This window comes from Vibrio sp. Vb339 (genome assembly GCF_902751245.1).
GTDB classification, from domain to species: domain Bacteria; phylum Pseudomonadota; class Gammaproteobacteria; order Enterobacterales; family Vibrionaceae; genus Vibrio; species Vibrio coralliirubri.
On record NZ_CADDIS010000001.1, the window covers coordinates 1,005,591 to 1,027,133 of the forward strand.

The 21,543-nt window shown below is 43.6% G+C and carries 22 protein-coding genes; 13 read left to right on the forward strand and 9 right to left on the reverse strand.

Annotation, left to right across the window (positions count from 1 at the left end; all coding sequences use genetic code 11):
• Positions 1-34: 34 nt before the first annotated feature.
• Positions 35-502 carry a hypothetical protein gene (locus HRQ85_RS04445; protein ID WP_019821783.1) on the reverse strand — a complete coding sequence of 156 codons (468 nt, stop codon included), beginning with the start codon at positions 500-502 and terminating at the stop codon, positions 35-37.
• 343 nt (positions 503-845) lie between these two features.
• On the opposite strand from HRQ85_RS04445, the gene HRQ85_RS04450 reads away from it, so the two are divergent.
• Both HRQ85_RS04450 and HRQ85_RS04455 read left to right on the forward strand, forming a co-directional pair.
• Positions 846-1,850: a Solitary outer membrane autotransporter beta-barrel domain gene (locus tag HRQ85_RS04450; protein WP_172378826.1), complete on the forward strand. Its 1,005-nt coding sequence runs from the start codon at positions 846-848 to the stop codon at positions 1,848-1,850.
• A gap of 118 nt (positions 1,851-1,968) precedes the next feature.
• Positions 1,969-3,030, forward strand: a complete 1,062-nt coding sequence (locus tag HRQ85_RS04455) for a sensor domain-containing diguanylate cyclase (protein WP_172378827.1) — start codon at positions 1,969-1,971, stop codon at positions 3,028-3,030.
• Between the two features lie 33 nt (positions 3,031-3,063).
• On the opposite strand, the gene HRQ85_RS04460 is transcribed toward HRQ85_RS04455, so the two are convergent.
• Positions 3,064-4,059, reverse strand: a complete 996-nt coding sequence (locus HRQ85_RS04460) for a helix-turn-helix domain-containing protein (protein ID WP_050619678.1) — start codon at positions 4,057-4,059, stop codon at positions 3,064-3,066.
• Positions 4,060-4,217: 158 nt separating this feature from the next.
• Between HRQ85_RS04460 and HRQ85_RS04465 the strand changes: the two genes are divergently transcribed.
• The 4 genes from HRQ85_RS04465 to HRQ85_RS04480 are packed head-to-tail and all read left to right on the forward strand — an operon-like array spanning position 4,218 to position 8,131.
• Complete coding sequence (locus HRQ85_RS04465; RefSeq protein WP_048610903.1) at positions 4,218-5,339, forward strand: HlyD family secretion protein; 1,122 nt, start codon at positions 4,218-4,220, stop codon at positions 5,337-5,339.
• Positions 5,329-6,348, forward strand: a complete 1,020-nt coding sequence (locus HRQ85_RS04470; RefSeq protein WP_048606138.1) for a DUF2955 domain-containing protein — start codon at positions 5,329-5,331, stop codon at positions 6,346-6,348. The genes HRQ85_RS04465 and HRQ85_RS04470 overlap by 11 nt, the downstream gene beginning before the upstream one ends.
• 22 nt (positions 6,349-6,370) lie before the next feature.
• Positions 6,371-7,471 (forward strand): AI-2E family transporter, encoded by a 1,101-nt coding sequence (locus HRQ85_RS04475; RefSeq protein ID WP_172378828.1) that lies wholly within the window; start codon positions 6,371-6,373, stop codon positions 7,469-7,471.
• Complete coding sequence (locus HRQ85_RS04480) at positions 7,472-8,131, forward strand: potassium channel family protein (RefSeq protein WP_017086389.1); 660 nt, start codon at positions 7,472-7,474, stop codon at positions 8,129-8,131. It abuts the gene before it with no gap.
• A 112-nt stretch (positions 8,132-8,243) separates the two neighbouring features.
• On the opposite strand, the gene HRQ85_RS04485 is transcribed toward HRQ85_RS04480, so the two are convergent.
• Together HRQ85_RS04485 and HRQ85_RS04490 are read right to left on the reverse strand one after the other, a co-directional pair.
• Positions 8,244-8,783 carry a DUF3332 domain-containing protein gene (locus HRQ85_RS04485; RefSeq protein WP_017061899.1) on the reverse strand — a complete coding sequence of 180 codons (540 nt, stop codon included), beginning with the start codon at positions 8,781-8,783 and terminating at the stop codon, positions 8,244-8,246.
• A gap of 237 nt (positions 8,784-9,020) precedes the next feature.
• The gene (locus tag HRQ85_RS04490) at positions 9,021-9,182 is read right to left on the reverse strand and encodes a hypothetical protein (protein ID WP_019820087.1); all 162 of its coding nucleotides are present in this window, start codon (positions 9,180-9,182) and stop codon (positions 9,021-9,023) included.
• Between the two features lie 265 nt (positions 9,183-9,447).
• On the opposite strand from HRQ85_RS04490, the gene HRQ85_RS04495 reads away from it, so the two are divergent.
• Positions 9,448-10,041 (forward strand): hypothetical protein, encoded by a 594-nt coding sequence (locus tag HRQ85_RS04495; protein WP_172378829.1) that lies wholly within the window; start codon positions 9,448-9,450, stop codon positions 10,039-10,041.
• 229 nt (positions 10,042-10,270) lie between these two features.
• On the opposite strand, the gene HRQ85_RS04500 is transcribed toward HRQ85_RS04495, so the two are convergent.
• Positions 10,271-10,480, reverse strand: coding sequence for a hypothetical protein (locus HRQ85_RS04500; RefSeq protein ID WP_004731601.1), 210 nt, complete (start codon positions 10,478-10,480; stop codon positions 10,271-10,273).
• Between the two features lie 622 nt (positions 10,481-11,102).
• On the opposite strand from HRQ85_RS04500, the gene HRQ85_RS04505 reads away from it, so the two are divergent.
• The 6 genes from HRQ85_RS04505 to HRQ85_RS04530 all read left to right on the forward strand — a co-directional run bounded on the left by HRQ85_RS04505 (position 11,103) and on the right by HRQ85_RS04530 (position 17,235).
• Complete coding sequence (locus HRQ85_RS04505) at positions 11,103-12,482, forward strand: sensor histidine kinase (protein ID WP_172378830.1); 1,380 nt, start codon at positions 11,103-11,105, stop codon at positions 12,480-12,482.
• Positions 12,479-13,111 (forward strand): response regulator, encoded by a 633-nt coding sequence (locus HRQ85_RS04510; protein WP_048610910.1) that lies wholly within the window; start codon positions 12,479-12,481, stop codon positions 13,109-13,111. The genes HRQ85_RS04505 and HRQ85_RS04510 overlap by 4 nt, the downstream gene beginning before the upstream one ends.
• 417 nt (positions 13,112-13,528) lie before the next feature.
• Entirely contained in the window at positions 13,529-14,461 is a 933-nt protein-coding gene (locus HRQ85_RS04515; protein ID WP_048610912.1) for a siderophore ABC transporter substrate-binding protein, read from the forward strand.
• Between the two features lie 100 nt (positions 14,462-14,561).
• Positions 14,562-15,515 (forward strand): ABC transporter permease, encoded by a 954-nt coding sequence (locus HRQ85_RS04520; RefSeq protein WP_048606150.1) that lies wholly within the window; start codon positions 14,562-14,564, stop codon positions 15,513-15,515.
• Positions 15,508-16,458, forward strand: coding sequence for an iron chelate uptake ABC transporter family permease subunit (locus HRQ85_RS04525; protein ID WP_050619685.1), 951 nt, complete (start codon positions 15,508-15,510; stop codon positions 16,456-16,458). The genes HRQ85_RS04520 and HRQ85_RS04525 overlap by 8 nt, the downstream gene beginning before the upstream one ends.
• Before the next feature lie 12 nt (positions 16,459-16,470).
• On the forward strand, positions 16,471-17,235 hold the full coding sequence (locus HRQ85_RS04530; protein WP_017061894.1) for an iron ABC transporter ATP-binding protein: 765 nt from the start codon (positions 16,471-16,473) through the stop codon (positions 17,233-17,235).
• Positions 17,236-17,358: 123 nt separating this feature from the next.
• Here the strand turns inward: HRQ85_RS04530 and pstB are convergent, their stop codons facing one another.
• The 4 genes from pstB to pstS all read right to left on the reverse strand — a co-directional run bounded on the left by pstB (position 17,359) and on the right by pstS (position 21,152).
• Positions 17,359-18,198, reverse strand: coding sequence for a phosphate ABC transporter ATP-binding protein PstB (gene pstB / locus HRQ85_RS04535; RefSeq protein ID WP_444823265.1), 840 nt, complete (start codon positions 18,196-18,198; stop codon positions 17,359-17,361).
• A gap of 8 nt (positions 18,199-18,206) precedes the next feature.
• Entirely contained in the window at positions 18,207-19,043 is an 837-nt protein-coding gene (pstA, locus tag HRQ85_RS04540) for a phosphate ABC transporter permease PstA (protein ID WP_048606157.1), read from the reverse strand.
• Positions 19,040-19,960, reverse strand: coding sequence for a phosphate ABC transporter permease subunit PstC (gene pstC / locus HRQ85_RS04545; RefSeq protein ID WP_197090247.1), 921 nt, complete (start codon positions 19,958-19,960; stop codon positions 19,040-19,042). Before pstC ends, pstA begins: the two co-directional genes overlap by 4 nt.
• A 145-nt stretch (positions 19,961-20,105) precedes the next feature.
• Entirely contained in the window at positions 20,106-21,152 is a 1,047-nt protein-coding gene (gene pstS, locus HRQ85_RS04550) for a phosphate ABC transporter substrate-binding protein PstS (protein ID WP_172378832.1), read from the reverse strand.
• Positions 21,153-21,543 lie beyond the last annotated feature (391 nt).

The following is a 21,543-nucleotide window of genomic DNA, read 5'->3' on the forward strand; positions in this document are numbered from 1 at the left end:
TCACTTTTTTGTTTTAGGTCTGTATCAAAAGCGACTATGCTTTTTCGGCTTTGGGCGTGTCATCGAGTGCGAAGTAGATTTTTGAAACAACAATCTCTGCGACCAAAATAGTGAATACCACAGCGAAGAACGCCACAACACCATTCCAAGGGCCTGTGAAATCTACCTTGTCTCCAAACAAGATATTGATGGCTTCCAACATCACAAACTTAGAGCCCACCAGAATCACGTAACTGGATAAACCGCGATAAATCTTAGGCGCAGTCCCCGGTTTAGATTTGAAGTAATCAGCCAGCTTATGCTCTAAACCGATAGACAGTTTGAGTAGGAGTTGAAGCAGAATCGCAGCTGCAAATGAGATGGTGAATGATTCGATATTGACGAAGTCCCAGTATTCATCAAAAAAATTAAGAACCGTTAAATCGACGAGTACCGCAAGCGTGTATCCGACAAAGAGTCGTTGGGGCGTATTAAATCCATATACTTTTTCTATATTGCTCATCTACTTCTTCCTGAGTAAAGGGTTATAAAAAACTTAGGAGTTAATCTTATAATTTTCAAACGCTTATTGTTTTATATGCGAAACAGGTCTTAAAGTCGGCTTGGCGCATTATGGTAAGTAAGGGTTTTAAGAATGATCCAAGATAAGACTCCAATTTAGACAGAGGCGCATATGATTATTCATTTTAGAATCCAAGACGTAGAAGAGCTTTGGGGATCCATCGATTTGGCAACGCTCTTGCAGTTGGAACTGAGAGCAGTATCAACCACACCGTTAACTCTCTGATTGAAATAGTTAAGTTACCAATTACACTTGAAGCATAAGTTTGAATGGAGTCAACTTAATGCTTTCACCCCAATCGCTGTATTCCTCTTCTATTGTTCTGATCTTAACTGGCCTTTTTTCATCCTCGGCCTATGCCTCAAATGAAGCGATTCAAAATCGTTTAGAGAAGATCTTCGCGGCTTCTATTGCGTTGACTGACAGTGATGCGGTTTCTATTGGCTTTGTTGATTTTGATCCTAATTCATTTATCAATTTGAACGACAATGGTTTTGGCTCCGATAAAACCATCGATACTCGAAGCCAAGTGAGTGTGGGCTCCATTCCTTATTCTTCGGTGATTAACACCGATGACCCTGATCTTGACCTTATTTGGTCTGTGCGAGGGTCTTATGCGCTTTCTGAACAGGATATTGAAATCTCACCGGAAGTGACCTCTGATCGTCGTGTGAATCCGAATAAAGACTCAGTATTAGGCCTGTATGGCTTTTTCGGGGTTCAAAACCATTTAACCCAACGTTGGTCTATCGCGTATGGCTTAGGCACTCACTTGCTCTATTACCGCAATAAATACGAATACAACAACAGCTACTCTCAAGCATTTCAGTCTCAGCTAGACGGCTACGCGCTAAATACCTCAGCGTGGGCATTGATTGGTGAGCCGTCGGTCAAACTCAAGTATTTAAAGCAGCAAGAGTGGGGAAGCTGGAATGTCTCTTCTCGAGTGCGTTATTTCTATGGGACTGGATGGGGTGAAGCGAACGATGGTGATATCGGTAACCCTGAAGGGATGCGATTTATTAATGAACTAGAGTTTAGGCAAAATGTCGCGCTCGATGCTTGGTCGTTAAACAACCCTCAGGTCCACTATAACTTTAGAAGAATCGATATAGCGGGGGATTTAACGGATCCTTTAGATACACACTATTACTATGAATTTGGCGCTGGGTTGGTGTTCGATGTCCCTTATGACTCTTACTTTTTTGATAACTTTGGCATCGGCATTAACTTCAATTATGGCAGTTCACTCAGTGGTGGTAGTTTGCTCTTCTTACTCAATAATTAGCATAAGTTGTTGATCTTCAAAGTACTCATATAATTTGAATTTGTATGTGTCGTAAAATGGTAAATATCTTAATCAAAACTTAGCCATCATAGTCATTCGCCCATCACCAGAGCAAACTATGAACAAGTTAAGTTATGACCGAAAAATGCCGCTATACGTGGTGTCTGCACTTGTCCTCAATATGGCATTTAGCTTGTGGTTACTGAGTATTGCTTCTACGCCAGCCATGGTTTTTTCGGTGTGTACGTTGTTTTTACTTAGCACTCTGATTACCGCACGCCTTTATCGACATGAAATGGCTCAAAGCAAGAATAACTTGTCGGAAGCGATCATTGATGGTGTCGCAGGTTTTATCGTCCTTGATAGTCAATTGAGGGTCATACAAGTCAATCAACAGTTCTCTCGGGTTTCAGGTTATGCCTTTGACCAAGTCGAATCTCGTCCGATTTCTGATCTCTGTTTTATGAATAACAGCAGCCTAATATCGACCATTACTCGCTCACTGAAGGAAAACCAGAGATGGAAAGGTGAGTTGAGTGGCGTAAGTCGACTTGGTGAGCAGTTTACCGTTAACGTTGTAGTGGAAAAACTAACCGAAATCCTGCCACACAATAATAAGTACGTGGTGACCTTTACGGATATTAGCCGACGCAAGATATTGGAGCGTCGATTAAGAATGCTGGTGGAAACGGATTCACTGACAGGGTGCTGGAATCGACGCCGCTTTGACAACGACTTAAAACACTATTCAAACCTGGCAGAGCGTTATGGTTACACGCATTCCTGTTTGGCGTTGATCGATTTAGATCACTTCAAGGCTATTAATGATAATCACGGTCATGACCAAGGTGATTCAGCGCTGAAAGAGGTCGCTGAACTGTTGAGAAACAACAGCCGAGACACTGACATCGTCGCGCGAGTAGGCGGAGAAGAGTTCGCTATCTTGATGCCTGAAACCAATTTAGCAGAAGCGTTTGAGGCGATGTATCGATTGAAAGAAGTGATTACCAAAGGGACTACATTAAATCTGACCGTGAGCAGTGGTGTGTCTGAAATACAGGCGCAAGCCGAAGCGACCTATCGCAGTGCAGATAAGGCACTTTACCGCGCGAAAGGTAACGGGCGAAATAGAGTGTGTAGCTCTAGTTCAGGCTGCGCGACACCTATTGCCCTTGGTTAATGGTCGCACTTAGCTAATCGGTGAGAGTGGTATCTAAGCCGAGATTGAGCGTTGGTAAATCTTCGGAGTAAGGCCAGACACACGCTTAAACGCACGAGAAAAATGCGAGATGTTGGTGTAACCGAGCTGGCTAGAAATGTAGGTCAGTGTATGGCCTTCTTCCATCAGTTCGCAAGCCACCGAAAACATCAGGTTCTCTTTGATCTTTCGATAAGTAGTATTTTCATTCTTGAGTTTGCGTTGGAACGTTCGCACTGAAAAGTTGAGCAGCTCTGCCGCCTCTTCAAGAGAGAGGTCTTGCTCTTTCATGTACGGTTTTAGAAGCTCATAAATACTATCGGTAAAGCTGGTATGCCACTCAATAAGCGTCGGTTTTGCACTGAGTTCTTTAGACGTAAGACGGATTGGGAGTTGTAAGATCTCTTCAGGAATAAGCACAGCAGTCGACGAATGATCAACAAACAGTTGGCAGTTACTTGATACCAGTGTTTTGACGACATCGATGTCATTACCTTGCAAGCGAACTTTAGTCGGTAACCATGGCGACTGAGATAAAATGGTTATTAATTCAATGATATAAATAACAGCGAAAGCTTCACCCCATTGAAACATAGGGGAATTATCTTCAGGGGACGTACGGCAAAACCAACTCTGACCGTGTTCTTGAATAAACTCGACTCTACTGCCTGGTGAATCATAGGCAAAGATTGAATTGATCTGTTTTAGTGCATCACCAATGGTTTCGAATTCGGTAAATTGATGCAAGACATTTGGGATGATTCGACGTCGAAATGCGAGTCCGAGAATATCGGTGAACCGAGAAACACCAAGTTGGGCAGATGTCAGATAAATCAGACGTTTAATTGATTCCGATGGCACAAAATCGCTTTCTGATTCAATGAGGTCGGGCGGTAAACCTGAATCTTTGAGCAACAGGTGTAAATCGAGACCATAGTCAGAAAACACCTGAACCAGAATCTTGGCGTAGTTCGTTTGAATTACTGGGACTTGGTAGTGACTGGAGGTCATGAGCATACAATCCTTGTATATAGTTGCATTATTAGACGTGCATATCATTTGCAACGTTTTGTTTACTAAATCTAACCCTATTTACTTGAGTTTTCCATCGCCGGGTTTATTTTTAAAGTATTAATTTTGTTGATGTTAGTTATCTAGAAGGGAGTCCCATGTCAGAAGTCAACGGGAATACGCAAGAAGCCAAGGAAGAAGTTGGCCAGCAAGAAAATGGAAAAGACAAAGTAAGAAAGGTCACCAACTACTTATTGTTGTTCGTGGCGTTCATGTTGATCTTCAGTATCATTTCAGACCGCATCATCCCTATTACTGATAATGCTCGTGTAAAAGGTTATATCGTTCCAATCAAGCCAGAGGTGTCGGGTAAAGTACTCGATATTCTGGTTCAACCTAACCAACTCGTTAATCAGGGCGACAAGTTAGCCATTTTAGATGAGTCTGATTACCAAATAGCCGTCCAACAAGCCGAGCAAAATTTAGAGATCGCTGGCCAAAATGTCGGCGCTCAAACCGCGAGCATTGCTTCAGCCCAAGCGAAACTCACTTCAGCGATTGTTGAAAGACAAAACACCAAACTGCAAGCTAAGCGTGTTTTAGAGATGGCCGATAAAGGTGTCGTTTCTAAATCAGATGCAGATAAAGCACGAGCAGCATTAGCGACCTCTCGAGCGGCGGTTGTGAATGCAGAAGCTGACCTTGACCGTGCTAAGAAACAAATGGGTAAAGAAGGCCAAGAAAATAGCCAAGTGAAAGCGGCGTTGTTGGCACTTGAACAAGCTCAATTGAATCTAGAACGCACCGTGATTACCGCACCGACACAAGGTGGTGTTTCTAACTTTAGTTTGTCTGAAGGTTTCTATGCATCAGCAGGGCAAGCAATCATGACCTTTGTTTCAACCGAAGATATTTGGATTGAAGCTTATTATCGTGAGAACAGCCTAGGTAACGTTACCGTTGGTGATGAAGTTGAAGTGGCGTTAGATTTCGCACCGGGCAAAGTGGTAAAAGGGCACGTAAGCAGTATCGATTGGGGTGTTGATTGGGGGCAAAATGATCAAGCAGGTAAGCTTGCACAAGCTAGCCAACAAACGGGTTGGTTGCGCCAAACACAGATGCTTCCTATCACCATCGAATTTGATAATGAAGAAGTGACAGGCATGCTCCGAGTGGGTGGCCAAGCGGATGTGATTGTTTATAGCGGCGATAACTTTGTGTTCAACGCGATAGGCAAGGTATGGATTCGTTTGATTAGCGTATTGTCTTATGTCCGATAAGCCGATTCCTGACCAACAAACACAGCAACGGATCCTGCGATTTACGGTCGGGGTCACGTTGGCTGTTTTCTTGGCGGCGTGGATAAACTGGCCACTTGCGTTTGTGGCACCAGTGTTCACAGCTAAGTTTTTAATTGATAAACCAAATCTCCATAAGGAAACGGTCTACGAATTGCTCTTGGCCGTTGTGGTGACAATGGGGTTAGGTTTATTGCTGTCGCGAGGAATTACCCATTATCCAATCCCATTGCTGATTTTAGTGGGGCTAATGATGCTTTGGGGTTACTACTTGTTTGTCGACCCAAAATGGAACCTGTTCGCTACCATACTGTTGATTGCGGTCTTGATGTTGCCATTCATGGCGATTGATAACCCTGGCGTTTCAGTAATGTTGGCCTCTGGCTTAGCGACCTCTGGTGTGGTTTCAGTAATGCTTTTTGCGTTAGTACATGTGTTTTTCCCTGAGCCTAAATCGGCGTTCTCAGGCTTCGCTGCTGCGCCACTCGAAAAGAAACAGCGTTGGTATGCGGCCTTTAGGGCGATGATCATCTCCTATCCAGTGGTTTGTTTTTTCTTTATTTTTCAAATATCTGAAGCTTTACTGACAATGATGTTCATTGCGTTGTTATCGTTGATGATTACGTCAGAGAAGTCGATAAAGTTGAGCGCTTTTCTGGTGATAAGTAATGGTATCGGGGGATTGCTGGCGATTGCTGCTTTTTCAATTCTTTCTATAGTACCCAATATTGTCTTCTATTCTTTGTTTATAGGACTTATTGCCATTCTTATGGCTACCAAGATCTACACGGTTCCCGAAAAAGCACCTATTTTCGCCACTGCATTTAGTACGTTGCTCGTACTGGTTGGTAGCACATTGATGAGCTCCGGTGATATCGATAGCAACACCCTTATACGCATATTCCAATTAGTGTTAATTGGCATATATATGATTTTGGCTTCTCTATTCCTAGAAACACGGAATTGGAAGTTCCTACAAAATCAGCCTTAATTTTGTCTAACAAGGACGTCTCATGAAGTTAACCGATGATTTTTCAAAACAGGCGATAGACGCTGCCATCAAGATCGCAGCGATTGCCATGCTCGTGTATTGGTGTTTTTCGATTTTGCGCCCATTCATTCTTTTGGTGATATGGGGTGCGATCATTGCGACTGCGTTGTATCCAGTGGCGGTCGCAATTTCAAATAAAACCGGGATGTCGAAAGGTAAAGCCAGTGCATTGCTGAGCTTTATTGGTGTGATTCTTCTATTTATTCCTTTGGCGGCGCTTTCTTCTGGTATCTACACCAGCGCGACTGACCTGATGACAGGGCTTCAAGATGGCACATTGTCATTGCCTAAACCGAAAGAGTCCTTACAAGATATTCCATTCATAGGTGAGAAGGTTTATTCAACCTTGGTTGCCGCCTCCAACAATATTGAAGGCACTTTCATAAAGTATGCGGACGAACTTAAACAGTTTGCGACGAAAGCGGCTTCTGTTCTTGGCTCGCTAGGTGGCGGCTTTATTCAGTTCATTATCTCCACCATCATTGCTGGGGCATTCATGAGTAATGCCGATAAATGCAAAACCGGCGTGACTCACTTAGTGGCGCGTTTGACGGGCGGTAAAGGTGAAGAATTGGTAGAGCTTTCTAAATCGACCGTGCGAAGCGTTGTGCAAGGTGTGATTGGTGTTGCTGTGATTCAATCCATGATGTCGGCAATTGGTTTAGTGATTGCAGGCGTTCCTGCGGCTGCATTTTGGGCGCTAGCTGTGCTGCTCATTGCGATAATTCAACTTCCACCGATTCTTGCTCTATTACCTGCGATCATCTACATGTTCAGCGTTGAATCGACACTGGCGGCGAGCTTGTTCTTAGTGTGGTGTATTTTGGTGAGCGGCAGTGATGCTATCTTGAAGCCAGTGCTGCTGAGCCGTGGTTCTCACATTCCAATGTTGGTTATTTTGCTTGGTGCGTTGGGCGGAATGGCGATGTCAGGCATCGTCGGTCTGTTTGTTGGTGCTGTGATACTGAGTTTAAGCTATGAGTTGATGATGGCGTGGCTTGGACTTGAAGAGAAAAACCAACAAGAAACTGAGAAAAAAACCGCAGAGGTAGAGGAAAAATAGATGAAGCCAGTCTCTAAAGACGACAACTTCTACTTCTTATTCTATGCACTGTTGGTGTTGTTTTTTGGTTGCGCAGTGATGCAGCAGTTTTATCCGCAAGGCCAAAAAACAATCCTATTTCTCATCATCATTACTCTGGCGAGTTCAATTGTTGGTATTCATAAAGAGCGAGCCTTGTATCGCTCTTGGTATGGGTTGTTATTGATTACGGCGCTCGTGTCTGGTGTGTTTTCATTTTTGGAAGGTTATAACCTGTCGATAGTGACGCTATCGGCGCTGGCTGTGTTTTTGTTTTCACATATTTACTCTGCGTTAAAGCAGGTGATGAAAGCAAAAACGGTGACGCCTAATCACATCATCGGCTCAATCTGTATCTACTTGTTGTTAGGGTTTGCTTGGTCGACCATCTACTTGTTGATTTTAGAAATCTTTCCGAATGCCTTTAACGGGTTAGAAGAGCAAGTCTGGCTGACAAACTTGTTCAATGCGATGTACTTTAGCTTTATCACCTTGACCACGGTTGGTTACGGCGACATTTCACCAGCACTGCCTATTGCTCAGTTTTTCGTGTTTATGGAATCCATTATCGGCAGCTTTTACTTGGCCATCATGGTGGCGAGTTTGGTGAGCATTCGACTTGCACAGTCTCAATCCCAATAGAGCGTATACACATAATCGAGCACATACGAAGAAGCCCGGCAATCGCCGGGCTTCTTCTATTTTATGAGCTTCAAAGTCTGTTTAAGTTTGAACGTTGTGTGGGCGATGAACCTTAAGCTTCAGTGCCTTGAATCTTCTCTAATTCAGCGATAGTCGTTTGCGATACAAGCTGACCGTCCATGTAATAGGTAACGTTTTGACCGTCTTTGATACCCGTTAGAGTCGCTGTTTCACCAGATGTATAGACGATGTCCATTTGAATCGTGTTTTCGTCGATCTTAATCATTTCACCCGTTTCAATGGTGCGATTATTTGAAATTGGGCCGACAGGGGCTTCTTTCAGGCTTGGGTCTAGCTCATCGTTCACTTTGAAGTGAGTGTCTGTTTTTGTATCAAATACGTGTGGTGAACCGCTGATAGGGTTTTTACCTGTCCAGAATTCAAGTGAGTTGAATACCACATAGTCTGCTGCGGTTGTAATACCGTATACAGGCGCTAATAAGAAGTTTACACCTGCACGAGCGTAGCGGTTATCGACAACTTCAACGTTAAATTTCATCACTTTCCCTGTTACGGCGTTACTGCCGATACAACCAGTTAGCGCAGAAGCCAAAACCGTTAGTCCTACAATTTTAAGTGCAATCTTTTTCATTTTAGTACCTGTATAAGTTAGAAGTCTGTTTCGTTGGAACAGGTGTAGTATGGTTTTTATTCGATGGTCAGTTTTACCATTTAGCGCCACTGACGATATAAAATGCACTCGGACTTTTGGCATAAAGCTAGGTATAAAGTGAGGTATAAAACTGGGCACAAAAAAAGCGCGACCTAATAGGGCGCGCTTGGGGGTATTTAGATAAGTCGTAATGAAAACAACGACTCCAATATAGAATTACTTCATCACGTAGGTATAAGCCGATACGACAAGCCAGCGGAAAAATCGAAATAAAAGGGTAGTGGCTTTAAAGGCAAACTTGGCAATGGATACCATTGCTTCAGCACCAATGCTTACGCACTTATGCAAATCGGATTCTTTGTATTCTGAATAGGTCATCTGTTTTCTCATTTCTCGCGGTTGTCTTTCATATGTAAGTAACGACTCCTGTCTGGCGATATACCCTGAGCGCGTAATGTACGAATTTTCGCCGGTGGAGATTTACCATTTCATGCCATATAGATTAATAACTAGCCAAAAGAGAAAGGGCTGGGAGAATTTAACGGCATAGCGAGGTGTAACTGATCAAGTTACCGAAAAAACGAGGGTAATAGTGGTATGATCGCGGGCTCAGCACCATAAGTGATAAAGAATAGGAAACAGAATGGCTCACCTTACCGAACAGCAAGAAGCTGCAATGGCGACGTTTAAGGAAAACTTACACCTTCCAAACGGTGGTTTTCATAAACTGATTATCGAGCTAAGTAAGGAGTATCAGCTGCCTTTCCAAAAGGTGCGTGCGGTTTTAAAGAAAGCTCAAAAAGACGTTGAACGACAAATACGAGAAGACTTTACCAGCGTTGATGACACAGTACTGAGCCAAGCGAATTGGGTAAACATCATTAAGTCGAAGCTTGTTGAGTTAGCGGAAGAAAACCAAACGGTTATGGATAAGCTGCAACAAAACCTGAAGTATCAAAAAGTGTTGTCGGCAACCGAGGGTTCAATCGCAAGTGAAGACGAACGTGACGAGTTGATTGAAGAGTTGATTCAAGCTTATGAGAAAGAGGTGTTCAAACCGTTACTGGCGATGCTGCATACAACGAAGCTGTATTGGAAGCTAATGCTGGTGGATGAGACATGTAAGATGAATGAGGAGAATCGTGAGAAATTCAGTGATTACCCTCAACACATGCAAGCTGCAGAACACTTATATACTCTTGATCAGAAGTTAAGGTCGATGCCGTTAACTTATTAGTCCATGAATGCACTGATAATGACTCAGTGGTGATTCAGAGTTCGATATAAGTTGGTTTCGATAGAAGTACGATAACCTAGCTAGCGTTAGCCGCGTGTGAAATGCAAAAAGGGCTAGGTTTCTGATCTGTTTTACTTCTACTCTATTTTGTTCTGCTAGAGCGAATTGAGGGTGACATTTTTACATCTTTGGGACTAGATGGTGTTTCTTTTGTAGCCTTTGGGAAATGCTATAGGAGTGTGAAATGTCCTAGGGTGTTTCCGTTGCCTGAAACGATAGTTCCGATGCTTTCTCGTTCATTAAATTCAAAGTCGATGAGATAACTGTGATGTTGTAGCTTGGGCAATATGTGGCGGTGGAGTATATCGCTATTGAGCTGTCGAATCTCGGTGACCCATGAAATCTCTTCTTTGTGTAAGTCTATTTTAATCTTGAGCATTTATTACCTTTTAGTTTATTGACTGTTTTTTCGCGTGATAGTTGGTACCAATGGGTTTGTCGTGTTGTTCTGCGTGACATAACTGTGCCTTGTGTTTATTACATTTGTATTTAAGTGATCGATCTATTCTGACTTCGCTGATAAAAGAGCGAATGACGAGAGATCGGTAGTAGGATCGAATTTAAAAGCTATTGAATGACTATCTGGGTGAAAGCTGACGCAGAGATGGTGTAACGAGGGAATCGAGAACTGTCTATGTGGAACTTGGACTTACTTTAGCATTAACAGCTCTATAGATTAGAGCCAGGTGGCGAACTATACGCCTAGTTTTTAAAATTACAACCCTATTTTCAATTAAATTCAAAAATATTTTTGGGTGATTTGTCATCGCTTACTGAAGGTTAAATGAGCGAAGGTCGGCGGATTTACCATGATATCAGACTGAGGTTTGGTTTTTCATTTGTCCGTCTTCAGTATAATTAGTTATTTAAATTAAATGGCAAAATCAATCAATCTTAAGTGGCTGTTATATATCATCTTTACATTGTAAATTACAAATCGTAACTTTTGGGTCAAGTGTTGTGATTGCAGGGCTTGGGGGCTTTGTTTACACTTAATGCTTATGAATATATTAGTCGTATTTACCCTTTATCTGATCTACGGTTTGGCTTTCTTCGCCATCGGTTTTTCTGTTGTCTTTAGAAACTATAAAAACAGCCAGATCAGTATCTCCAAACTTCTCCCGATCCTTGCCATCTTTGGCTTTGTTCATGGTGTTCATGAATGGTCTGAGCTTTATTTGATTCTCTATCAAGACCAATTTCAACGTTCTCAGTCGATCGAACTCTTCAAGGTTTTCAAGTTACTCTTTTCTTACCTCGCCTTAGGCGCTTTTGGGTGGAAAATGCTGGATCTGTTTGACTGGCGTTGGGTGAAGTGGGGCAAGATCTTCATTGGACTGTTGCTGGTCGCGTTTACTTTGAGCTTAGTTAATCGCTTTGATGAACAAGCATTTACCGACTATATCAACATCAGTAATAGCCACATCCGAGTGTTGTTCGGCTTAGGCTCCGGTCTGTTGGCTGGTGTCACCATGATCATTTACGGCAAACAGTTTTATGATGTTGAGCACCAAGCTGCGTCTCCTTTTGTTTATACCGGCGCTGCGTTGATCTTCTATGGTATTACTTCGGGCATTTTGAGCTCTGAATACGGCATCTGGGTTATCTTTTTAAGAACAATGTGTGCTTTGGCAACGCTTCATTTCTTGTGGAAAGCGCTGCGAGTATTCGATAGAGAAAGAGAACTGCAAATTGAAGCCATGGTGCACCGATCGTTTCAAGATGAAAAGCTTAAGGAATTAGGCGAGCTGACTTCAGCTGTTGCTCATGAAGTGAAAACACCGCTGAGCAGCGCAATGATGAGTTGTGATTTACTCGAGAAAAGGCTGCCTGATGATGAGAATGTGGCTAGGCAATTGGTGAGGATCCGCAGTGGTATCGAGCGCGCCGCCCATATCAGTCAAGAAGTGTTGAATTATGCCCATCATCGAAAGGTGTCATTCAAAGCGGTTGGTGTGCGAGGTTTATGTCAATCGTCGCTTTCGCTGGTGGAATACCGACTGTCAGGCTTTGATATCGAATTGGATGTTAGTAAGAAGCTGCAAGTGCATGGCGACGCGATTCATCTAGAAGAAGTGCTCGTCAATATACTGGTTAATGCCGTTGATGCGAGCGAGCATACTAAAAGTATTTCTATCTCTGCGTATCCACTGGGTTCTAACGTGATCATAGAGCTCACTAATCGTGGTCCTGCCATTCCAGAAGATGTGATTGATAAAGTGATGCAACCTTTCTTTACCACTAAGCCGGTAGGAAAAGGGACTGGAATGGGGCTGGCTATCTGCCGACAAATCATGACACAACATCATGGTGAACTTACGTTGCATAATATTGAGAACGGACTCATGGTGCGACTACAACTACCTAAGGCAACCCAATGAAATTAAAGCTATTGCTTGCAGAAGATGATGAGCAATTAAGAGAAGTGTTGGTCGAAGCGCTGGCACTCGAAGAGTTTGACGTTGTTGCGTTTGATAATGCAGAAGACGCGTTGGATGCAGCAGGGGAGGAGACGTTTGATCTTGCCTTGTTTGATGTGGTGATGGGTGGCATGACAGGTGTTGAAGCTTTATCTAACTTGCGCCGATTGCAACCTAAAATCGGGATTGTGATCACCACCGCGTTCGCGACTGTGGATGTTGCCGTTGATGCAATGAAAAAAGGGGCGGACGAGTTCTTAACCAAACCCTTTAATTTGGCGGCACTGTCGGTAACGCTTAGAAGGGTTTATGCAGAACGATCTCCGCAGACTCCTGTAGAAGAGCGCAGTAACGACCAGGTGTTTAGTGCGTTAGCTAACCCAATTCGTCGCGCGGTGTTGAATCACTTGAGTATTCATCAGAAGTTAAAATTCATGGATTTATGCCGCGTGGTGGGGATTGAAGACCATACCAAGTTCAATTTCCACCTAAGGCAGTTGGTAAATAGTGGACTGGTGAAAAAAGGAGAAAGCCGTATTTACTCCCTGACTCGTCGCGGAAAAGAAGTGCACTCGAGCATGCTAAAGTAAGTGTTGCTACTTTTTATATCTAATTGATTTAGCTAATTAATATCTAAAATTTCACCAGCCGTTTTTATGGTTCACGCAAAGAATATCGTGGGCCATTGGTCTATTATCTTCTTGACTTATCCACTCCATATCCTCGTTATATCGCCGTTTTTGTGCATTCATACCTGCCATTGTTAGCAGCCTAACAAAATATGAATACTCACTTTTACGTTTCTGAATAATAAAGTTGTTGTGTCGCCAATTTAGTGCAAATATAATTGATAATAGTTCTCACTTGCGTTACAAGTTTGTTGTCAATCCAATGACAGACTTTAAATTATCGTTATTTAGCAGTTGTGTACGCCCCATGCTCGTCTATGAGTAATGTGACTTTCATTGTCATGAGTGGTGGTTTGTCTCAATGGCAAAGGAAGAAACATGAAGAAAACAATCAATTCAGTTCGCCAGTTATTAAGCGGGCTTGCCATCGTTCTAGCATCATCATTCATGATGACCGCGCATGCGGAAACCGTCACCATTGAGCATGTGAAAGGCACAGCGCAGTTTACTGAAGTACCACAGCGAGTGGTGGTTCTTGGCCACGGTAGCTTAGACGTGCTTGATAAAATTGGTGTGCAGCCAGTTGGCGCGCCTCATAGCTTACTGCCTGATTACCTAGCTTCGTACAAAGATACGACGGCAAATACAGGCTCTTTAAGCGAACCTGATTTTGAAGCTATCTACATGTTGAAACCTGATATCATCATCGCGGAAAACCGCATGCTTAAGGTTTACGACAAATTGGCACAAATCGCTCCTACTATCATGTTCTCTATTGAAGGCGACAAGTACTGGGCTGATGCTCAGCAAAACTGGCGCGCGCTAGGCGATATCTTTGGTAAGCAAGCTGAAGTTGAAGCGATCATTAAAGAGACTCAAGCTTCTATTACTGCGGTAAACGACAAAGTAGCGTCTGACGAAACTTCAGCAATGATGCTAATGAACAACGGCAACAACATTGCGATGTTCAACAAAGGCAGCCGTTTCTCAATCATCTTTGATGACTTTGGTTTCGTGGAATCAAAGAGTGCAACCGTGGCTCCGATTAAAGGAACACATGGCAACCTAATCTCTTTTGAATACATTGCTGACGCAAAACCGGAAGTGCTTTACGTACTTGACCGCGAAAAAGCGATTGGCAAATCAGAAGGTCGCGCTCAACAACTATTTGATAACCCACTGGTTGCGGCAACACCTGCAGCGCAGCACGGCAACATCGTTTACCTTGATTCAAGTGCTTGGTATCTGGCTGGTGGCGGTGTGACAGCGATTCACAGAATGCTTGGTGACATTGAACGTACAATTCAATAGTTACTAACCATCAGATTTTCGGGCTTATAAGAGTGTTCTTATAAGCCCTTTTTCACTTTTTTGTACGGGCTACCCGAGACCTACCTTTAGTATTATTTCTATGTTGAAACCCATTGCAGCTGCTGTATTTCTTGTTGTGTTATGCGTTGCGTCATTGATGATTGGAGTCGCTGAAATCAGTTTTAGTGACTTCTTCAATGGCAACCAACACGCCAACTCTATTTATATTGTTAGTCGGATTCCTCGACTACTTGCGATCGTGCTTGCCGGAGCGGGATTGAGTGTTTCTGGCTTGATCATGCAGCAAATCGTACAGAACAAGTTTGCCGCGCCTTCGACGATGGGCACCATTGACTGTGCGATGTTGGGTTACATAGTCGGTATTCTCGTGCTAGGCAATGCTGCGCAATGGAGCTACTTAGGCTTTATCTTCGCATTTGCGGTGTTTGGCACCATGCTATTGGTTCGCTTCCTACAACACCTCAAGTTTAAGAACGCGGTATTGGTGCCTTTGATTGGCATCATGTACGGCAACGTGGTCTCAGCGTTGACCACATTTATCGCCTACAAACACGACTTAGTACAAACTATGTCTGCATGGACGATGGCGAACTTTGCGAGCGTGTTGCAGGGCAGCTATGAAATCCTTTATCTCGCGGTGCCTGCTTGTGTGCTGGCTTACTACTTTGCGAGCCAGTTCAGTGCGGCGAGCATCGGTGAGAGCTTCGCGAAAAACATCGGTTTGAATTATCAGAAGATCGTCTTCATTGGTGTTGCATTGGTCGCTATCTGCGCCTCTTCTGTGGTGATGATCGTTGGTGTTATACCATTCCTTGGCCTTATCGTGCCGAATATCGTGTCGCTGATGATGGGCGATAACATGAAGAAGATTCTGCCTTGGACGGCCTACTGGGGCGTAATCTTGGTGTTGGCTTGTGACCTGCTAGCTCGAATCGTCATCTTCCCTTATGAGATTCCAATCTCTATGGTAATCAGCATCTTTGGTGGCTTGATTTTTATCTACCTAATCATGAGAGACAAGTCGAATGCGTGATTCAGTAAAAATTGCGATTCTGGCTATCGCGTCTTTGGGTATGACAGCGTTATTCATCGGGCAGGGGCTTACTTGGGATAACTATGAGTTCTTCTTGTCTCTGCGACTACCAAAACTGCTGTCGATTGTGTTAGCGGCGGTGGCGATCTCTGCGTCGTCACTGGTTTTCCAAACCATCACCAATAACCGAATTCTAACCCCATCCATCTTGGGCTTTGACAGCTTGTATATGCTGGTTCAAACGGTGCTTCTGTTTGTGTTTGGCAGTGCGAGCTTCTGGGTGATTGACTCAATCGCAAACTTTTCGATGTCTGTGACTGTGATGATCTTGTTCTCGTTTGCTCTGTTCCATTTCTACTTTAAGAGCAAGCGAAACAACGTATTCACACTGCTGTTGATAGGCATCGTGTGTGGCAGCGTATTCTCGAGTTTAGCGAATTTCCTTGCGATGTTGATTGATCCCAATGAATTCGCGGTGCTGCAAAATGTGATGTTCGCAAGCTTTAATAACGTGAAAGGCGAACTGGTTTACCTCAGCCTTATTCCATTGGGTTTGAGCTTACTTGGCCTGTGGTTGTTGGCGCCTAAGCTTGACGTACTTTGGCTTGGCGTAGATAACGCAACAAGCTTGGGCGTGAACACCAAACGACTGACTCAGATTACCTTGGTGATTGTGTCAGTGATGGTCGCGGTGTCGACAGCTCTGGTTGGCCCTGTGCTGTTCTTTGGCTTGATTACAGTGAGCTTAGCTCGTCAGATATTCCGATCTTATCAGCATCGTGTGCTTATCATCGCAAGTAGCTTGTTAGCGATCGTGCTATTGGTTTCTGGCCAATGGTTTATCGAAAAAGTGATGGCGTTTGAAACCACAGTGAGTGTGATCATTAACTTGGTCGGCGGTTTGTATTTTATGTTCTTGTTGTTACGCACCAGAATTCAGTAAAGGTAGTAAGTAGTGATTAAATTAACAGGTTTAAGTAAGAAGTATGGCAAGTCACTCGTGGTTGATGATGCCAGTGCTATGTTCCCGAAAGGTGAAGTGACTTCTATCATTGGCCCAAATGGTGCGGGTAAAAGTACACTGCTTTCAATGGCGAGCCGCTTAACCGACAGTGACGCAGGTGAAGTGGTCATTGGTGATAAGTTACTGGCTGAGTGGGATACTAAAGAGCTAGCGAAGCACCTTGCCGTGTTAAGACAATCAAATAACATCAATATGCGATTTACAATTCGTGAGTTGGTCTGTTTTGGTCGCTTCCCACACTCTCAAGGTCGCTTGAAAGACGAAGATCATAAGATCGTCGACACAGCATTGGAGCACCTTGGCATTACCGACATCCAAAATAAATACCTTGATGAATTGAGTGGCGGTCAGCGTCAAATGGCGTTTATCGCGATGGTTGTGGCACAAGATACGGATTATGTGTTCTTAGATGAGCCTCTGAATAACCTTGATATTAAACACTCTGTTGAAATCATGCAGACGCTTCGTCGTTTGGCGCATGAGTTCAATAAAGCGGTGGTTATCGTGATTCACGACATCAACTTCGCCTCTTGCTACTCAGATAACATTGTCGCGATGAAGAAAGGCAAGGTGGTTAAGTCGGGTAAGGTTTCGGAAGTGGTTGAAAAATCAGTAATGGAATCTATCTACGAGATCCCATTTGAGATTCGCGAGTTCGATGGTGTGCGAATCTGTATGTATTACTCTGGTCGTTAGATTACTGAATAACTCGGTTGTTTTGTTTTCTAACCGTTGAATGAAAAGAGCTCCCATATGAGGAGCTCTTTTTGTTTTTCGCTATTGGTTCTTTTGCTAGTGCTTTAGTTACTGAAGACTCAGTTAACCGAAATCACCAGAAATATAACGCTGAGTACGGTCATGCTTTGGCGCTTTGAATATCTGCTCGGTTTCACCAAACTCGATTAACTCGCCAAGATACATAAAGCCGGTGTGGTCAGAAATACGCATCGCTTGCTGCATGTTGTGAGTCACGATAACGATGGTGTACTTCTCACGAAGCTCGGTAATCAGCTCCTCAATCGCAGCAGTCGCAATCGGGTCGAGTGCAGACGTCGGTTCATCCATTAGGATCACCTCAGGTTGCAAAGCGATAGTACGTGCGATACACAAGCGCTGCTGTTGTCCACCCGACAAGCCCATTGCATCCGCGTTCATCTTGTCTTTCACTTCTTCCCATAGGTGCGCACGCTTAAGTGCTTTCTCGATTTGAGTATCGATTTCATCCTTGCTAAAGCCACCTTTAAGTTTCAGACCAAAGGCCATGTTCTCGTAGATAGACATTGGGAACGGGGTAGGCTTTTGGAAAACCATTCCGACTTTTGAGCGAAGTTCATTGAGGTCAATCGAACCCAGAATACTTTCGTCATCAAGCAGGATATCGCCTTCTGCATATTGAGTGCGGTACAAATCGTAGATGCGATTCATGGTTCTCAATAGCGTTGATTTACCACAACCCGAAGGGCCGATCAGTGCCGTCACCTTGTTGTTGTAAATCGGCATGGTGATGTTCTTTAACGACGCTGTCAGATTCTTATTGTAGAAGAAGCTCAGGTCTTCAATTTGCATGCGACAAGTCATTGCTTGGTCATTGGTTGCCTCAGTAGACAGGGTATCAAGACCTTTTGAGAAAGAGTTGTCGTTTACTAATGAGTTAGTCATTGCAGTCATTATGCTTTTCTCGCTTTCAGGTATTTAGGCAAGCTTGTCGCTAGGATGTTGATAAATAGAATGAATGAAGTAATCAGTAGGGCTCCTGCCCACGCTAATTCTTGCCACGATGAATAAGGACTCATCGCAAATTGATAAATGGTCACTGGTAGGTTCGCCATTGGCGCACCCATGTCTGTGGTCATGAAGCTGCTGTTTAATGCTGTGAATAGCAGGGGAGCCGTCTCACCTGAGATTCGAGCAACCGACAACAAGATAGCCGTTACAATGCCTGGGCCTGCAGCGCGGTAGCTGAGCTTGGTAATCACACGCCATTTTGGAGCGCCCAAACCACTGCCTGCCTCTTTTAGCGTTGGTGGCACCAGTCTTAACATTTCTTCTGTTGAAGAGATGATCACAGGCAAAGCCAAAATAGCTAACGCGATTGCTCCAGCCCATGCTGAGTAAGAACCCATTGGAACCACAATCACCGCGTAGATGAACAAGCCAACCAAAATAGAAGGTGCGCTCACTAACATACCGTTAAGAAAGCGTAGTGTTTCAGCTGTTTTGTTCTCTTTAGGTGCTTCAGATAGCCAAGTGCCAGCCAACACACCAAGCGGAGCTGCAATCGCGATGCCCATACCAGTTAGAATCAAGCTGCCATAAATCGCATTTTTCAAGCCGCCTTCGCTGCCCGGCGCAGGAGTAAGTTCAGTAAACAAGCTCCATTTCAGCCCCTTGATGCCTTCTCCGATTAGGGTGTAAAGAATGCTCGAGAGTACGATAAGACCCGTTGCGGTTGCAGCAATGCAGAACGCATAGAATAGGCCATTTTTAAACTTTCTTAGATTCATGCTCTACCTCTTTTCAAAAGGAAACGGGCAGCGCCCATAACAATGAAAGTGATTGCAAATAACACAAGGCCTAGCGCGATTAGCGAAGAGATGTGAACTTCATTTGTCGCTTCATTAAATTGCTGAGCAATCGTAGATGAAATAGAACTTGCAGGCATAAACAGTGAGGTTTCAATGCGGTTTGCACCACCAATAACAAATGCCACCGCCATGGTTTCACCCAATGCGCGTCCTAAACCTAAGATACCTGCGCTTGCTACTGCGCTTTTTACTTTAGGAAGTAACACTTTAGTGATGACTTCGAATGGCGTAGCACCGACACCGTATGCGGCTTCACGTAGAACATCTGGTATTGAGCGAAGTGCATCACGGGTTAGCGCCGTCATGATAGGTAAGATCATGAATGACAAGATGATGCCTGCACTCAGTAGGCCGATACCGATTGGCGGGCCGCTAAACCAAGTACCAAGAATCGGGATGCCAGATAAGTTCGTTAGAGCCCACATCTGGAAGCCTTCAGAGAACCAAGGTGCGAAGACAAACAAGCCCCACATGCCGTAAATGATGCTCGGAATTGCAGCGAGTAGTTCAATAGCCTTGCTCACAGGGCTGCTGATCCACTTGGGTGCTAATTCTGCTAAAAAGATTGCAGTGCCTAAGGCAACTGGAACCGCTATACATATCGCGATGAAGGAAGTAACCAGTGTGCCGTAAATAGCAGAGGCTGCACCGAAGTTACTATTAATCGGATCCCAGACATTGTTGAAAACAAAGCCAGGGCCAAATTCAGAAAATGCTTTCCAACCGCCATCAATTAAAGAAATGATAATGCCAGTTAGTGCAATAAAAATAAGAATAGAAGAAGTGAAACTCAATTTTTCAAAAATTGAATCACCATCTAATCTTTTAATAGTCATTGTTTTATTCATAGGTAAGATAAATACCGCTAGTAGCTATTCAAAAGAAGCTATTCCAAAGAAGATATATTCAATAAAAATCACAACTAGCGGTATTGGGTCTCAATTAAAAGTTGATATTAGTTTCAATGAACGAATTCATCGATTAATTAAGAATGGCTTTGCCATCGGTAGTTAGCTCTTGTGACCAAGTGTCATTTACCATCTTAGTGACCGCTTTAGGCATTGGAATGTAATCCAACTCTTCAGCGGCATCAGCGCCATTCTCATAACTCCAATTGAAGAAGTTAATGATCTCTTGAGCCTTGGCTGCGTCTTTTTGATCTTTATGCATCAAGATAAAAGTTGCCGCCGTCATTGGCCAAGAGTCAGCACCTGGTTGGTTGTTCAGTAGAAGGTGGTAGCCAGGAGCGCTTGCCCAGTCACCATTTGCTGCTGCCGATTGGAACGTCTCCATCGTTGGCTGCAAGAATTTACCTTCTGCACTGTCCATTTGCGTATGAGTTAGGTCATTTTGCTTCGCGAATGCGTACTCTACGTAGCCGATCGCGCCACGAGTGCGGCTCACGAAGTTAGCTACACCAGCATTACCATTGCCGCCGATGGTTGTTGCCTGACGTGGCCAAGTGATGTCTTTACCAACACCAACTTGGTTTTTCCAATCATCGTTTACTTGAGCAAGGTACTCAGTAAAGTTGAAAGTTGTGCCAGAACCATCTGAACGGTGGACAACGTAAATCGGTTGAGAAGGAATAGTAAGGTCGCTGTTTAACGCAACGATTTGCTCATTATTCCAATTGTCAATTTTGCCTAGGTAAATATCCGCAAGGACTTCACCTGTTAGTTTCATTTCACCTGCTTCAATGCCAGGGATGTTTACAACCGGTACGATTGCGCCCATCACCATTGGGAATTGAATCATCTCTTCCTTGTTGAGTTCATCAATTGTTAGTGGTGCATCTGTTGCACCGAAATCAACGGTTTTAGCTGTGATTTGACGAATGCCGCCGCCCGAACCAATCGCTTGGTAGTTGATTTGAATACCAGTTGCTTGTTGGTATTGCTCAGCCCACTTTGCGTAGATTGGATGAGGAAAGGTGGCACCTGCACCATTGATCGTCGTGTTCGCAGAAACGTTAAAAGTTGCCGCAACCAATAAAGACGACAATAGTGTAGATTTAATCAATTTCACGGTATATCTCCAGTTAATCTATTATTCATTCGAATAATGTCGGTGTTTGAATAAGGGGTTTTAGTGTTCAAGTAAAACATTGTGATTATTCAAGCTCAGTAAAATATGACTAGACTTATTAAGTTGTCGAAGGGGAGGTTATGAATTGAATATTTCACTTTTATTAAAGTGATTTTTAAATCGATATAAATAGAAAAGGTTTATCTGAATGGGTTTATTCTGATAAGAAAACTTCACAGAATTGGGGCTGATTCCGTTGTTCTTTACGATGTGAAACAGACTAAATTTGAAGTGAACCAGACCATTGGTTGGTTGTGTTGATCATTTTTGCATCTGTTAATGCGCTCCAGTTCGGCGAGCTGTCATCATGTTCAACCATTGATTATTCATT